The organism is Bacteroidia bacterium (genome assembly GCA_016218155.1).
Classification (GTDB): domain Bacteria; phylum Bacteroidota; class Bacteroidia; order Bacteroidales; family GWA2-32-17; genus GWA2-32-17.
Genome location: JACREQ010000075.1, coordinates 41,845 through 58,061 on the forward strand (window position 1 = coordinate 41,845; position 16,217 = coordinate 58,061).

The following is a 16,217-nucleotide window of genomic DNA, read 5'->3' on the forward strand; positions in this document are numbered from 1 at the left end:
TCTTATTTTTCAAAAGTTTTACTCGTAAAGATAAAAAAAATCTATTTCAAAAAAACATAATTTTAAAACCTTTTAGTAGACGATTAATACTCATAAAGGTTGCTCTGTTTTAAATAAAAAAAGCGACCATTAGTCGCTTTTTAACTTTCTGATTTACAAAAACTATCTTATTACAGTAATTTTCTCAATAAATTTCACGCTTATTGATTTACCATTTAAAATGTAGATTCCATTACTAAGATTACTTAGATCAAGTCTTACCTGTTCATTTTCAGCAGATACAACATTATAAATCTTGCATAGTTTTCCGAAAATATCATATAAAGATATTTCTACTTTTTCACCTGCTTTATAAGGAAGTACTATAAAAATTTCTTCTTTAGCAGGATTTGGGAAAACTGAAACCGGCAAAGATTCAATCTCATTAATAGCAGAAGGAGTGCATACCACAGGCCAAATTGCTAGTGCAACATTTTTATTCCAAGATGATGGATTATTATAAGCATACCATCCACCACCATTTGCAATGCTCCATCTTTCCCAAGCAACGTTATAAGATGAATTAACCGAAGTATCTGCCCAAATTACGACAGTGTCGCCTGAATTAGTAGGCAAAATAACTCCTACATAACAAGGACCCGAAAGTGTTACAGGAGAGGTAAAATGAAATGATGTTGATCTTATAGGACTTGCATTAATATCAGAAATAATAGTACTAATAGGAACAGTTTTGGTTGCAATTGGTGATGAGCCAGGAGAACCAGCTGAACCTGAATTATTCCAAATACCTAAAGTTGCATTACCAGTACCTTTGGCATATATAAACTGTACTTCAACATCCTGAATTGATTGTTGATTTGTTGTAACAAAATAATTTGCCTTTGCTAAATCACCATATGAATTATTTCCATTTGCATATGAATTCCAGTATAGACCACTTGACATTAAATTAACTGTTGCACATACAGGTGTTGTTCCACTTCCGTCACAATATTTACCATTCAAAGTTGTTACACCAGAACCTGCAGGATCTAACCATGTTTTTAATTGCGCAGAAGAACCGCCTGAATTCAGATCCCAGTGATAATACATTTTACCATAATAATCAGCAGCTGTTTGAGAAGTGCAATATGAAGAACCTCCTGTTAAAGTGCCAACAATTCTACTATTTGCATCAAATAAAGGCGAACCTGACGACCCACCTTCTGTAACACCCCATCCGTTTGAATTTGAAACCCATGACAAAGTCCAATGAGCATCTGCTGTGGCACTATTATATGTACCTGTTGCAGCATTGGTAAAAGTTGAAATTTTCTTAATACTGCCAGCAGGATGATGAATGCCAACACCTGGTCCAGGGAAAGAATTTGCTCTATTCCATCCATTCATATATGCATGATAACTATTAGGAACTGTTTGATTTAGCTGCAACAACAATAAATCAGAGCCTCCTACAATATTTGCATCAGCTTTTAATGTAGCACCTGTCATAGTATTAGAACTCGGCTCATTTGATGGAGTTGTGCACCCTGAAGCCTCATAGTTAAAATAAAAAATCCATTGATTAAGGTCTGATGCAGTTGCTCCCTCATAACAATGAAATGCTGAAAGAAAATAAGGAGTACAATCCTGATTAGTGTTATTTATTAAAGAGCCTGAACACCAATAATAGCTTCCTGCAATTTGAATTGCTATTCTTGCTACTCCTTTTTTTTCATCCTGCCAGTTATTTCCAACCGGACTACAATTCACATTCACCTCACATGACTCAGATGGCTCAGTCCATGACGGATTTTTATAATCAGAAACTCCCCTATAAAAATATGCTATATTATTAATGTGAAATTCTGGTTTTGAAAAAACTTCTTTTGGTTCATAATATTCAATATTCACTAAATCACCATATATCATCTCAGTTGCAAACAATTTTGACTCATCATTATTAAGCCAATTAAAAGAACCAATTACCTGTGTTTTATCTTCATTATATAAATAGAGATTACTGCCTACTGGCAAGTGAAACAAATCAAAATAAACACCCAACGCCAACGCACTTTGTGATTTAATTTGCAATTGCCAAATCTTGCTGCCATCTTCTAAAATTGTCCAAGTACCAGAGTTATTCAAAGATAAATCAGCAGCTAAACCATAACCAACCCTTGGAGGTTTGCCATCTTTAGGAAATTTAAGGTCCTCATTATTTACATAATTTACAGCAAGTGGTTTTATTTCTACTTTATCAATATTTGATTTTAAATTAAGGCTAAAACTTAGCGGTAAACCACCATGGCTAATTTGAGCATTATTATAATTTACTATTACAATAAAAAAGAAAGTAAAAAGTATTATTCTTTTCATACTATGCAGCATTTTAGATTATTATATCAGAAATCATTCAAATCATTTCTTTTATAAAAATACAAAAAACTATTTAAAAACATATTATTTATTAAAATAAAAAAGCGACCATTTGCAAGAAGTGGTCGCTTTTAATAATTATTTTAATTACCCTTATTTAACAACAGAGATTTTACTTACAAACTTACCATTTGAAGACTCACCCTGAATTAAATAAATTCCATTAGACAATTCACTAATATCAATCTTAGCAGCATTATCAATATTATTATAAACAACTATTTTTTTACAAAGTTTACCATATATATCCATAATGTTAATATTAATTTTTTCGCCATCTGAATAAGGCATCAGGATATTAATTTCATTTCCTGCAGGATTAGGATAAATAAGAATATCTCTTGCTATACTACTATTATCATTAACAATTGTAGCACATGGAGTCCATTTAAAAATACCTTCTGCTGAAGCACTGGTATTAAATCCACCTGCCCATCCTGTATTAGCATTAAAGAAACTAACAGCTGTATACTGCAAAGCATCAATTGCTGTCCATGACGCACCATTATCTGTACTGTATGAAGAACCATAAGTACTTGCAACATATGGCCAAACTCCACCTACTGAATACCATGTACTTGTTGTTCCAGGAACAGGAGCCATTTCACTAGTATTTACAGAACCTGTTGGAGTAAATGCTGTCCAAGATGTACCACCATTAGTAGTTCTATATGTTGAAAAAGTTGTTAGTGCACCAGTTGTAGTATTATATACTTTTTTTGTGGCTATTCCATTATTTGCATCAATAAATTTCACTTCATTAATATCTGTTGCACCAGTTGCTGCCATTGTCCATGTAGCTCCCTTATCAGTAGATTTATAAACCCTTCCCGTATTTGAAGAAAACCATACAGTATTACCTACTGCACTAAATACTCCTGTCCAGCCATACTCACTTGTACTAGAAGGTGCAGGTATATTTCCTGTTGCAACTCTTGCCCATGTGGTACCACCATTTGATGTTTTATAAATTTCCCAATATCCTCCATTTGGATCACCTACTGCAATACCGTCATTTGCATTAAAGAAGTGCACAAAATCAGCCCAGCTACTAGTATTAAACGCAGCTGTTGTCTGTTGAGTCCAGGATGTTCCACCGTTTGTTGTTACCATTATTTTACCACCACCATTTGCTGTATCAAATAAACATGCCCAAGCATTTGTTGCGCTAACTGCAGAAATATTTGCAATGCTATATGCAGCATAACCGTTAATTTTCCCAGCAGTCCATGTTGTTCCACCATTTGAGGTTCTTGTATATTCCTGTGTATAAGACCCACCTGTTCCTGAGCCATTATAAGCAGGTGCCCAAACCGTATTTGCATCAACAATATTTATAGAAGAAATACCTCTGTATTGTGTTGCAAATCCTGTATTCTGAACAGTATTCCAGTCACCACAAATTGTAGTTCCAGGAGCTGTAACAGTAACATAGCTTGTTTTAGTTAAAGTATTTGATGGGGTTCCTACTGTTAAAGCTGCATTATAAACTCCAACTGTATTATATGTTACAGTTACTGGACCAGCACTAGTAGATGTAGAAGGAGTACCACCAGGGAATGACCAACTATAGGAAGTAATTGTTCCGGTAGATTGACTTGTGTAAGTTACCTGACCTCCAGCATTAACAGTTAAAGGTGCACCAGTAAAAGCAGCAACAGGATCTGCAGATGGACTTGAACATACAGTAGATAAACTTAAATTATATAAAGGTCCACCAGCTGTAAAACATGCTTGTATTCTCGTTTTCTGTCCAGGAGTAAAATTAGCATATGCTACATCGTCAACATAATCCATAAAATTCATAAACATAACACCAGGAGAGGTTGTTGAACAAGCATCATATAAAGGACTTGAAGGAGTTCCATAATTTTCCTGATCCTGAGGTGGGGTATCAGCAATTAAATCATCAGGAGAACATCCTGCTGCATCAGCCCAAATATGTTTTAAATTAAAACAGTGACCTATTTCGTGAGTTGTTGTGCCACCTAAATTAAATGGTGCAGAAGCACCAGTAACACCAACATACTGATAATGACAAACCAAACCATATTCATTACTTAAAGGAGCAGTTGGATAAAGCGCATAACCGCAAAGTCCACCACCCAAATTACAAACCCAAATATTTAAATATTGATTTACATCCCATGCATCCAAACCACCTGAAGCTGTATGTTTAATATTTGAAGAAGTTCCCCATGTTTGACTAGTTGATAATACTTTCTTTTCAATTCCATTTGTAGCACCACCTGTAGGATTTACTGCTGCAAGGCAAAACTGGAGTTCAGTATTTGACTTTAATGAAGTTGAAAATGCTCCCATTGAATGAGTATTAAGACCTGCATAGTCTCTGTTTAAAACAGTCATTTGCTCAGTAATTCTTGAATCAGGAAATGAAGCAAATTGAGCACTTGTTAATACTACGTGAAAAACAACCGGAATTGTTACCACAGCTTTTGGTGAATATCCATTTGGATGTTCAGCAACAAATTTATTAACAAAGCTTTCTAACTCAGCAAAGTTTTTTGCATATACAGGATCTGTGTTCATTCTTTGTTGATGAACATCATCTGTTGCACAAATTCGTTTGTTTGACTCTGTTTGTTGAGCCATTAATCCAAACGAAAACGTAAAAATCAATAAAAATGATAATAGTTTTTTCATAAAATTTTGGTTTTAATTTAGCATAGACATAAGATTGTTTTCTTTAGTTGCATAAAAGTATAAAAAAAGTTAAAAAAAAAGAATAAAGAATTTTTTATTAATATATTTATACTGAATATTAAATATGAGCAAATTACAATTAAAAACAATTGTGTAAATTAATCTGCAATTATTAATTCTTTAATCTTGAATGGGTTTGCAGCAAATCTTTCTGTAGGAGCAACTTTCTTTATTTCACCAGTAAAAATAATTTGTAAATTCTCTTTTTTTAATTCCTCATTCATCTGACAAATTCCCAACCTTCTTATTTCATTATCATCAGGCTGAATTGCCCATAAATTATCTGAAATTTTAATTATTTTTCCTTTACATTTTTCTAAAACTTTTACAGTTTCCCTTTCATCATAACATGATCCAAAATCGGTATAAATAGTTTTCTGAGTAGTACTTTTTTGTTTATTACAAGCATTTTGCTGTACAACAAGAAATAACAAAATATTTAAAAAAATAATTTTCATGAGTTTACTATTAATATTAATTAATACAATCAAACATAATTAACAAAATAATTTATTTATCATTTTGGACATTTAACATCAATATTGTTAACGTTTACACAAAAGTAAAAATATTTAGTTTAAATATTCTTTTGACCAGATTTAAATTAATTATAGCTTTGTTTTTTTGCATGTTTTTTATGAAAATGAATATTTACTTACTTTTATTTTTTACAGGGTTATTAGCTGTATCCTGTTCTCCTTCAACTGAAGAAGCTGTAAAATATAATGATTTAATGATTGATGAACAATTAAAAATATCTACATTATTTGACTCATTAAATTATTGTCTAGACAGTAACATATCTAAAAAATTACTACCTACTCATAATAAAATAATTAAGCAAATTGAAGAATCAACTATTAAAATAAACCAAGCTGAGGCATTTGATAAAACTGATGAATACAAAAAAAATATTATGTCTTTATTTGAAGTTTATAAAGATATTGCCACAAATGAGTATAATCAAATAATTAATATTTATTTACTGCCAGATTCATTATACACTATTGAAGATGAAAATAAACTTAACAATTATTGGAATAACGCTTATAAAAAGATACAATTACAATTACTTGAATTTAACAAATTTCAGGAGGAATTTTCAAGAAAATATAATTTCAAATTAGAAGAAATTAAATCAGAATAAAAATTCCATTTTTCTATATTTTTTTCATGAAAAAAGAAGAAGCAAAAAAGCGCATTGATTTATTAAGAGAAGCATTAAAAAAGCATAACGAACAATATTATATTCTTAATCAACCTACAATTTCTGATTTTGAATATGATATTTTAATGAATGATCTTGTTCAGTTAGAAAAACTTTTCCCGGAATTCATAGACTCATCATCTCCTAGTCAAAAAGTTGGAAGCGACAAAGTAAAGGGTTTTGAACAATTTACTCATGAATATCCAATGTTATCATTAGGAAACACATATTCAAAAGAAGAATTACAAGCTTTTTTTACAAGAACTGAAAAACTAATTGGCTTTTTTCCTGAATATGTTTGCGAACTAAAATTTGACGGGGCATCAATAAGTTTAATTTACGAAAACGGAATACTAACTAAAGCATTAACACGTGGCGATGGAACAATTGGTGACAATGTAATATCAAATGTAAATACGATTAAATCAATACCAAAAAATATAAATATTAACAACGTACCTAATAAATTTGTAATTCGAGGCGAAGTAATAATGACTCGTGATGTTTTTAACAGATTAAACAACGAAAAAGAAACAGCAGGTGAACAGGCTTTTGCAAATCCGCGAAATGCAGCAGCTGGAACATTAAAAACATTAGATTCATCAATAGTTGCAAACAGGCAACTTGAATGTTTTTTATACTTCTTATTAGGCGAAAACATTCCTTTTGAAAGTCATTTTAAAAATTTACAAATTGCAAAATCATGGGGATTTAATGTTCCTGAGTATATTAAATTATGTAGTTCTGAAGTTGAAATTTTCGATTTCATAAAGTATTGGGAAACTGAAAGGCATAACCTAAAATTTGATATTGATGGAATTGTTATAAAAGTAAATTCAGTTGCTCAGCAAGAAGAATTAGGTTTTACTGCAAAAAGTCCACGTTGGGCTATTGCTTATAAATTTCAGGCAGAACAGGTAAAAACAAAATTACTTTCTATTGCTTTTCAGGTAGGAAGAACAGGAATTATTACACCTGTTGCTAATCTTGAACCTGTGTTGTTAGCCGGAACTACCGTTAAACGTGCAACATTACACAATGCCGATCAGATTGAAATGCTTGATATTCGCATTGGAGATACTGTGTTAGTTGAAAAAGGCGGAGAAATTATTCCAAAAATTATTTCTGTTGACACAAACCTACGTAATGAAAATTCTACAGTTTTTAATTTTATAGAGTACTGTCCAGAATGCAACTCAAAGCTAGTACGCAATGAAAATGAAGCCGGTCATTTTTGTCCTAATGAAAATTGTCCGCCTCAGGTAAAAGGAAAAATAGAACACTTCATATCCCGCAAAGCAATGAATATTGACGGACTTGGAGAAGAAACCGTTGACTTGCTTTATCAAAATGGATTAATAAAATCTGTTGCCGACATTTATAAATTACAAAAAGAACAGATTTTAAAACTTGAAAGATTTGCAGAAAAATCTGCAGATAACATGTTGACAGGAATTGAAAAATCAAAAGAAATTCCTTTTCAGAAAGTGTTATTTGCTCTTGGAATCAGGTTTGTTGGCGAAACTGTAGCACGAAAATTAGCAATCCATTTCAAAAACATTGATGCGATAATTAGTAGTACTTCTGAAGATTTGTTAGCAGTTGATGAAGTAGGCGATAAAATTGCATCAAGTGTTATTTCATACTTTCAGAATCCAGAAAATATCATTTTAATAAATGAACTAAAAAATGCTGGTATTCAATTTTCTGAAAATCTGGAAAATCAGATTATATACCCTGCCCTTCTTAAAGAAAAAAGCATTGTAGTTACCGGTAGTTTTCCAAAACCATTTGATAGAAAAAAACTTGAAGAACTTGTATTAAATTATGGTGGAAAACTTGTAAAGTCAGTATCCAAAAGTACTACATTTATTGTTGCAGGAGAAAAACCTGGACCAGATAAAATAGAAAAAGCTGAGAAATTAAATGTTCAGATTATTTCAGTTACTGAATTTTTAAAACTAATAGAATTGGATTAAAACCTAACAGATTTTTGAGGTTAAAAATAAAAAAGCTGCTCGTTTGAGCAGCTTTTTTTAACATTTTAATATCTGTTTCTTTTTCTGTACTTGGTATGTAACAAATGATGTGATTTTTCACCAAGTGGAACCTTTAAGTATTCAGCATAAATCTGAGCTACCTCAGGATTTTCATGCGACATACGAATTGGTTTACCCATATCTTCAGCATAAATTGCATCAATACGTTTTTGTCTGATCTCATTAGTTGTTGGGATTGGTTGACCACCGCCACCAATACAACCTCCAGGACAAGCCATAACTTCGATGAAATGATATGGAGAAGTTCCGGCAACAATCTGATCCATTATTAAACGAGCATTTGTTAAACCGTGTGCTATTGCAACTTTAGCTTCAACACCTTCCAAGAAAGAATATTCTGGTAAACAATTTTCAAACTTAATACTTGCAGCTTTAATTCCTTCCAAACCACGAACCGGAAGAATATTTAAATGTTCAAATGGAACATTTCTTCCTGTTATTAGGAAATAAGCAGTTCTTAATGCAGCTTCCATAACACCACCGGTAGCTCCGAAAATTACAGCAGCACCAGTTGATTCACCCATAATTTTATCAAATGAATCTTCTTCTAAATCCTGGAAGTTTAAACCTGATTGTTTAATCATATAACCAAGTTCGCGGGTTGTTAATCCTGCATCTACATCCTGATAACCACTATCTCTCATCTCAGGTCTGTTAGCTTCAAATTTCTTAGCAGCACAAGGCATACCTGCAACGCTAACAATTTTTGAAGGATCTATACCTTTTTTCTCAGCATAATAAGTTTTTGCTAATGCACCGAACATTTGTTGTGGTGATTTACATGAAGAAAGATGTCCTAAATGCTCAGGATACATATGCTCAATAAATTTAATCCAACCTGGTGAGCATGATGTTATCATAGGAAGTGATACTGGTTTTTTATGAACCAAAGCATCTTTTAATCTACCTAATAATTCTGTTCCTTCTTCCATAATAGTTAAGTCGGCAGTAAAATCGGTATCCAATACTGAATTGAATCCCATTTTCTTTAAAGCAGTAACCATTTTACCAGTTACTCTTGTTCCAACCGGATATCCTAACATTTCACCCAAAGCAACACGTACAGCAGGAGCTGTATTTATAATTACATGTTTTTCCGGATCATCAATTGCAGCCCAGATTTCATCATAGTATCTTCTTTCAGTTAATGCACCTGTTGGGCAATGTGTTATACACTGTCCGCAGTTTGTACATACTATTTCGTTCATAGGTAAATGCATGAAAGTAGAAATTTTCATATCTTTTCCTCTTTCAGTTACAGCAAGAGCATTTACATGTTGAATATCGGCGCATGTTCTAACACAACGCTGACAACGAATACATTTACTGTTATCTTTTTCAACAGACCATGATGCTTTGTCAATTTTACAATCATTTTCCTTAAGAACACTCATGTAAATTGAGTTATCTACATTATATTCTGCAGATAAAATTTGCAATTCGCAGTTTGTACTTCTATAACAAGTTGTACATTGAGTATTATGCTCAGAAACTAAAAGAGCCATAATATCTTTTCTTGCTCTTCTGATTTTTGGAGATGAAGTTAAAATTACCATTCCGTTATCAGCAGGAGTTGCACATGAAGCTGTTAAAGTTTGTTTTCCTACTTGTTCTACAACACAGATTCTACAATTACCAGCCACACAAAGATCTTCGTGATGGCAAAGTGTTGGAATTTTAATATTGATTTTTTTTGCGGCATCTAAAATAGAGGTTCCCTGTTCTACAGTTACCTGATGTCCGTCTATTGTTAATTTTATATTATTAGCCATTTTACTTTTTTTTATTCAATTAATTATTAATAAATCATTTCTTCTCTAAAATTTGTTACAATTGAAGAGAACGAATTTGTTACTGACTGTCCTAGTCCGCATTTTGAAGTTAATCTCATCGATTCGGATAGTTTAAGTAATTGATCTAAGTATTCAGCAGGTTTTTCGCCTTTTTTAACAGCTTCAATTCCTTTTAATAATTGTTGACATCCTATTCTGCATGGTGTACATTGTCCGCATGACTCTTCAGCATAAAAATCCAAATAATTATGTAACACTTTGTACATAGATCTTGAACTATTGAATATCATTGTAGAACCTCCGGTTGTGTTTCCATCACCGATAATAGCTTTTGCAAAATCTTTTCTTGGAACACAGAATCCAGCAACACCACCTACCTGAACAGCTTTTGTATCGCCATCACCAAATTCGGCAGCAAATGCTTCAACGCTCATTCCAAGTTCTAGTTCAAAAACTCCTTCTTTTGGAGAATCACCTGAAATTGAAAATAATTTTGAACCTCTCTGGTCAGCTGTTCCGAATTTTTTATATTCAGTAGCACCAATTCTACATACCATTGATGCAGATGCAAAAGTTTCAACATTATTCACAACAGTTGGTTTTCCAAGGAATCCATCCTGAATTGGATAAGGTGGTTTATTTCTTGGTTCGCCTCTTTTGCCTTCCATTGATTCAAGAAGAGCAGTTTCTTCACCGCAAACATAAGCACCTGCACCTAAAAATATTTGAAGATTAAAATTTAATCCAACTTCTTTTGAATGTACTTTAAAAAGATCAATTTCTTTTTGAAGTTCATTTACTAAATATTTATATTCTCTTCTTAAATATATGAAACCTTCTGTAGCACCTGTTACCCAAGCACAAATTGCCATTCCGGAAATAACCTTTCTTGGAACTTCAACTAAAAGTTTTCTATCTTTAAAAGTACCTGGTTCGCCTTCATCAGCGTTACAGATAACATATTTCACACTACTTTTTTGTTCAGCTGCAAATTTCCACTTCATTCCTGTTGGAAAGCCTGCTCCACCTCTGCCTCTTAAACCTGAACTTATTAATTCTGCTATTATTTCTTCTTTTGTACGCTTCATAGTATCTTTTAGAATCTTATAAGGCGCAACTGAATATGGGCTGAAAATAATATCTACTTTTTTTGGTTTATTTGTCATTTTGATAGTCCTCCTTTAAATTAAATTTCGTTTCTTATATACCTTCCAAAAATTTCGCGAATTTTTTCAGGTGTTAATTTTACAAAATAATCATCGTTAATAAGCATTGCAGGTCCTTCATCACAAAGTCCAAGGCAATTTGTTTCTAACAAAGAGAACTTTTTGTCTTGAGTAGTTTCTCCAATTTTAATTTTTAACACACTTTCAATTGTTGCAAGGATTTCTTCTTTACCTTTCATATCACAAGTCATAGACTTGCAAACCCTAACAACATACTGACCTCTTTCCTTTGTATCAAGAAATGAAAAGAAAGATGCTGTTCCATATACTTCCGCTGCGGAAATATCAAGAACTTTTGCTACTTCTAGCATTGAATCTTTTGAAAGAAAATTTTCTTTTTCAACAATGCCCTGTAGAATCGGAAGTAAACTTTTTCGTTCAACTCCGTGCTTTTTAGCTAAAGTTGTAATTAGCTCTTTTGTATCTGCCATTTTTTTAACTTATTTAGATAATTAAAAATTTATTTTAATTGAGAATTTATTTTCATTAATAATGGTAACAAAATTGGAGATATAAAAATTTTCAATTTCTGATATTTGACATTATTAAAAATGTTTAATATCACAATACTAACATGACAAATGTTATTGAAAAGATGATATTTATTACTTATAATATTTATTTCTTTAATGCTCTTAATATATGCCTTTTACCTTTAGGACCATCAATACGAAACACCTCAAAACCAGCACAACGCAAAGCACGCTTAACATCACCTTTTGATGAATATGTTGTTAATATTCCATTTTGTTTAAGGTTATAAAACAGTTTTTTGAATATTTCGGTAGTCCATAATTCTGGTTGAGCATTTGGACTGAATGCATCAAAATAAATAATATCATAAAAGTCAACTGGTATGAAGTCTAACAAATCTATTTTTATTTTTTTAAGATAAAAATTATCAGATATTTCGCATTGTTTATCCCATTCAGCATTCGAAATTTTTTCAAAAATTTTATCTGATACTTTTAACTTATCTGAATAATTAAGTTTTGCAATATGTTCTTTACTTAGCGGAAATTTTTCTATTGAATTATAGTAAATTCTCTGATTTGTTTCTTTATTTATAATGGTTAGCAAACAATTTAATCCTGTACCAAATCCAACTTCTAGTATTCTTAACTCATCTTTTTGAAAGAGTTTTAATCCATTTACAATATATACATGATTAGATTCTTCAATAGCTCCATATGTTGAATGAAAATTTTCTCCAAACTGTAAATCATAAACGGATGTTGAACCATCATCTGTCTGAATTACTGAAAGTTTATTTTGCATCATGGATTAAAGTGCAAATCACTAAAATATTTCTTTTTTCTAAAGAAGAAATCGGCAACTATACTTTTATTATATATAGTATTGTAATCTTTAACTTTCATTTCTTTTAAATTCACATTTCTTTTTACCTTGAATTTACTGATAGAAAAATAAAAACTCATATGAGCTTTAAATACTGCCCAAAAATTAGCAAACTCGAAACTAAATAAGAATTTAATGGCAGCAATGCCATCAAGAACCATTCTTGTAAAAATAATTTTAAATAATTTTTCAGAAGGAAGATTTTTATATAATAAATATAGATTATTTCTAAAATTCAAATAAGTTTTACGTGGATTTGTTTTGCTTAATGTTGCACCACCTAAATGATACACTACAGAATTTGGCTCATATACTATTTTATAACCTCTCGAATTTAATCTCCAACATAAATCAATTTCTTCCATATGAGCAAAGAAATCAAAATCCAGCCCTCCTACATTAAAATAAACTTCAGAACGAATAAATAAACATGCACCAGTAGCCCAGAAAATATGAGAAGATTTATTGTACTGACCATTGTCCTTCTCATAGACATTAAATAACCTTCCTTTGCAAAATGCAAATCCATATTTATCTATATAACCTCCCGCAGCACCAGCATATTCAAATTCATCTCTATTTACATAAGACCTAATTTTAGGCTGACAAGCCGCAATCTGTTCGTTAAAATCAAGTATTGAAATTATTGAATTTAACCACCCGTCTGTAACTTCAACATCACTATTTAATAAACAAAAATACTTTGCTTCAATCTGTTCTAATCCCTTATTATATCCACCAGCAAAACCAAAATTTTCTTTTAATTTAATAATTCTGACTGTAGGATAAACATTATTCAAAAATGCAACAGAATCATCATTACTTCCATTATCTATAACATATACATTAACTTCGGGTAAAGCAGAATATCTTGTAACAGAAGGCAAAAACTTTTCTAAAAGTTCACGCCCATTCCAGTTTAAAATTACTACAGCTAATTTATCCACTTACAAAAATTTACCAAACCTACATGAATTTTCAAAAATACACAAATTTCAAATGTAAATTCCTGCATATTTTCAATACCAATAAAATATAAGAATTATTTTATTCCTTCTTTTCTTAAATCTTCTTTCAATCTTGCAGACCAGTCAGAATTTTCGGATAATGATGATTTCCCTCTTGATAACTTATCCACAAGGGTAGTTATATTGGGTTTACAGAGTTCTTTCTTTGCATTTGAGTATATTAAAGTGTAGTCTTTACCCATTATTTCGGGATTATAAAAAAGAAATACTCCATCACGCTGATTGTCTATTATATAATAATGCCAAATTTCATATGGATTAATGTTATTTGACGAATTATTTTGAGTAGTATTATTAGGTGCACCATATTGTAAATAAACCCTTCCTCTATCAGATTCATATCCCTTTTTAATTTGCGATCCATAAAGCTTATTTACATAATCAACCTGCTCTTTATACTTCTTCCATTCTTCTTCAGGGAGGGAATAATTTTTTGCTTTCCAAAACGCATAAAAATATTTTTGCATATAGCTTAAATCTCTTGATTTTATTGCGTTCTGAGCATAAGTTAAATCTGCACCATCAGAAATTGGATACAATTCATTTATATACTCTAACAAAGTATCAACAGATGTAATTCCCTCAACAAATGTTTGCATAACATTTACCTGGTCAATATTTTCCCATTGTATTTTTTGTTTTGGATTACTTCTTTGAAAAAACGATTTCTTAGTTGAGACTACTTTATTTTCTTTATTTCTGATTTCAATTACAAAATTATAATTACCGGTTTCTAAACCATCAATTGAGAACTCACCCATTAAAGGGATTACACTTGCTGCTTTTTGTTTCTTTGTTCTGGTATAATAAGCACTTGGCTTTTGCTGAGAAATTGATTCAATATAATATTGTAATAAAAATTCCTGTGCTTCACCAAAAACTACATTGGTATTATATATTTCTAAATAAAATGCAAAATTTTTTATATTTGAAGGGTAAAAATCTGCAACATAAGGAACCATATCATACCCATTTCTTGTTAATGGATTTGATTCTTTAGTAGGCGAAAATTTTTCTAAATATTCAACACCGGAAAACTGAATCTCCTTTGGGTTATGGGCAATTGTAATAATATCGTGAAAAACAAATTCTTTTGAGTTTGCATTTTGTAAATCTTTAACCTTTAATTCAAAATTATATAAACCTTCTTTTAAATTAATTCTTTGCAAATCAATAAAATTTGGCTTTGAGCTTGTATCATTTACTTCAGGGCTTTTTAAATTGTATTTTCTAAATTCTTTAACTTGTCCGTCCTGATTAAAAAGCATAGTAATCTCAACCATTGCCTTATACTTACCATTTTCTTCTTTAGTAAATTCGGCAGAATTTCCAACAACAGTTAAATAGGTTTCTATATAATTACCAACTTCAGCACTATAAAATGGAGAATAATAATAATATACAGACAAATCAGAAGATTTTGACTGCCAATATATCAAAGTTAATAATATAAATACCCCTAACTTTTTCATAATATTTCTATTTAGGTTATTAATTAATTTCAAAAATTATTAATATAAAGTTACGAAATTTTAACACAAAAAACCACATTAAATATATTAACAAAACATCTAAGTCTCCTAACAACGTGTATTACCTAACAAAATGTTAATTCATGAAGTTTTTAACTAAGTCAACAAACTCGTTATATACATAATTATTTGTTGCTATAATTTCTTTCCCGAAAATAAAATCATCGCCTCCTTTAAAATCACAGACTTTTCCACCCGCCTGTCGCACTATTATTGCACCGGCAGCAACATCCCAGGGATGAAGACTATATTCATAAAATGTCTCAAAGCGACCACAAGCAACATAAGCAAGATCTGTTGCAGCACTTCCTAATCTGCGAACCCCATGACTTTTATGGCAGAAATAATCTACTGACTTTAAAAATGCTGTAATTCTCTCATAATCATAATATGGGAAACCAATTGCAATTAAACTATCCGAAACAGTTTTTCTTTTTGATACAGAAATTTCCTTTCCGTTTAAATATGCTTTAGAATCTTTCCAGGCATAAAAACATTCGTCATTAGATACAACATAAACAACTCCTAACAATATTTCATCTTTTTGCATTAAAGCGATGCTTATAGCGTAAGGATCAAGTCCGTGAATATAATTTGTCGTACCATCCAAAGGATCAATTACCCATGTGTATTCCGAATTTGTTTGTTTAACAGTATTTTCTTCAGCTAAGAAACCGGCTTCTGGAAAATATGTTTTCAATCCTTCAATTATTTTTTTCTCGGAAGTTTTGTCAACATAAGTCACAAAATCATGCATGCCCTTATTTTCTATGATATCAGCAGATATTTTAGATTTCTCATTTAGAATAAATTTTCCTGTTTCTCTGGACAAATCACAAACCTTACTGCACAATGTTTTTAAATCCATAA

The 16,217-nt window shown here is 31.2% G+C and carries 12 protein-coding genes; 2 read left to right on the plus strand and 10 right to left on the minus strand.

Annotation, left to right across the window (positions count from 1 at the left end; genetic code table 11):
• Positions 1–162 precede the first annotated feature (162 nt).
• The 3 genes from HY951_13785 to HY951_13795 all read right to left on the minus strand — a co-directional run bounded on the left by HY951_13785 (position 163) and on the right by HY951_13795 (position 5,600).
• Positions 163–2,358 carry a T9SS type A sorting domain-containing protein gene (locus tag HY951_13785; protein MBI5541132.1) on the minus strand — a complete coding sequence of 732 codons (2,196 nt, stop codon included), beginning with the start codon at positions 2,356–2,358 and terminating at the stop codon, positions 163–165.
• Positions 2,359–2,511: 153 nt separating this feature from the next.
• The gene (locus tag HY951_13790) at positions 2,512–5,082 is read right to left on the minus strand and encodes a T9SS type A sorting domain-containing protein (protein ID MBI5541133.1); all 2,571 of its coding nucleotides are present in this window, start codon (positions 5,080–5,082) and stop codon (positions 2,512–2,514) included.
• Positions 5,083–5,240: 158 nt separating this feature from the next.
• A complete protein-coding gene (locus HY951_13795) occupies positions 5,241–5,600 on the minus strand; it encodes a hypothetical protein (GenBank protein ID MBI5541134.1) in 360 nt (119 codons plus the stop codon).
• A 185-nt stretch (positions 5,601–5,785) separates the two neighbouring features.
• On the opposite strand from HY951_13795, the gene HY951_13800 reads away from it, so the two are divergent.
• Entirely contained in the window at positions 5,786–6,289 is a 504-nt protein-coding gene (locus HY951_13800) for a hypothetical protein (protein ID MBI5541135.1), read from the plus strand.
• Positions 6,290–6,315: 26 nt separating this feature from the next.
• Positions 6,316–8,328, plus strand: a complete 2,013-nt coding sequence (gene ligA, locus HY951_13805; protein ID MBI5541136.1) for an NAD-dependent DNA ligase LigA — start codon at positions 6,316–6,318, stop codon at positions 8,326–8,328.
• Positions 8,329–8,393: 65 nt separating this feature from the next.
• On the opposite strand, the gene HY951_13810 is transcribed toward ligA, so the two are convergent.
• The 7 genes from HY951_13810 to HY951_13840 form a co-directional block, all read right to left on the minus strand.
• Positions 8,394–10,181 (minus strand): iron hydrogenase small subunit, encoded by a 1,788-nt coding sequence (locus tag HY951_13810; GenBank protein ID MBI5541137.1) that lies wholly within the window; start codon positions 10,179–10,181, stop codon positions 8,394–8,396.
• Between the two features lie 26 nt (positions 10,182–10,207).
• Entirely contained in the window at positions 10,208–11,368 is a 1,161-nt protein-coding gene (locus tag HY951_13815) for an NADH-quinone oxidoreductase subunit E (protein ID MBI5541138.1), read from the minus strand.
• A gap of 20 nt (positions 11,369–11,388) precedes the next feature.
• Entirely contained in the window at positions 11,389–11,859 is a 471-nt protein-coding gene (locus HY951_13820; GenBank protein MBI5541139.1) for an NAD(P)H-dependent oxidoreductase subunit E, read from the minus strand.
• A 187-nt stretch (positions 11,860–12,046) separates the two neighbouring features.
• Positions 12,047–12,709: a tRNA (5-methylaminomethyl-2-thiouridine)(34)-methyltransferase MnmD gene (gene mnmD / locus HY951_13825; GenBank protein MBI5541140.1), complete on the minus strand. Its 663-nt coding sequence runs from the start codon at positions 12,707–12,709 to the stop codon at positions 12,047–12,049.
• On the minus strand, positions 12,706–13,734 hold the full coding sequence (locus HY951_13830; GenBank protein ID MBI5541141.1) for a glycosyltransferase family 2 protein: 1,029 nt from the start codon (positions 13,732–13,734) through the stop codon (positions 12,706–12,708). The genes mnmD and HY951_13830 overlap by 4 nt, the downstream gene beginning before the upstream one ends.
• A 95-nt stretch (positions 13,735–13,829) precedes the next feature.
• Positions 13,830–15,287, minus strand: coding sequence for a GWxTD domain-containing protein (locus HY951_13835; GenBank protein ID MBI5541142.1), 1,458 nt, complete (start codon positions 15,285–15,287; stop codon positions 13,830–13,832).
• Positions 15,288–15,423: 136 nt separating this feature from the next.
• A complete protein-coding gene (locus HY951_13840; protein ID MBI5541143.1) occupies positions 15,424–16,215 on the minus strand; it encodes an inositol monophosphatase in 792 nt (263 codons plus the stop codon).
• Between the last annotated feature and the right edge of the window lie 2 nt (positions 16,216–16,217).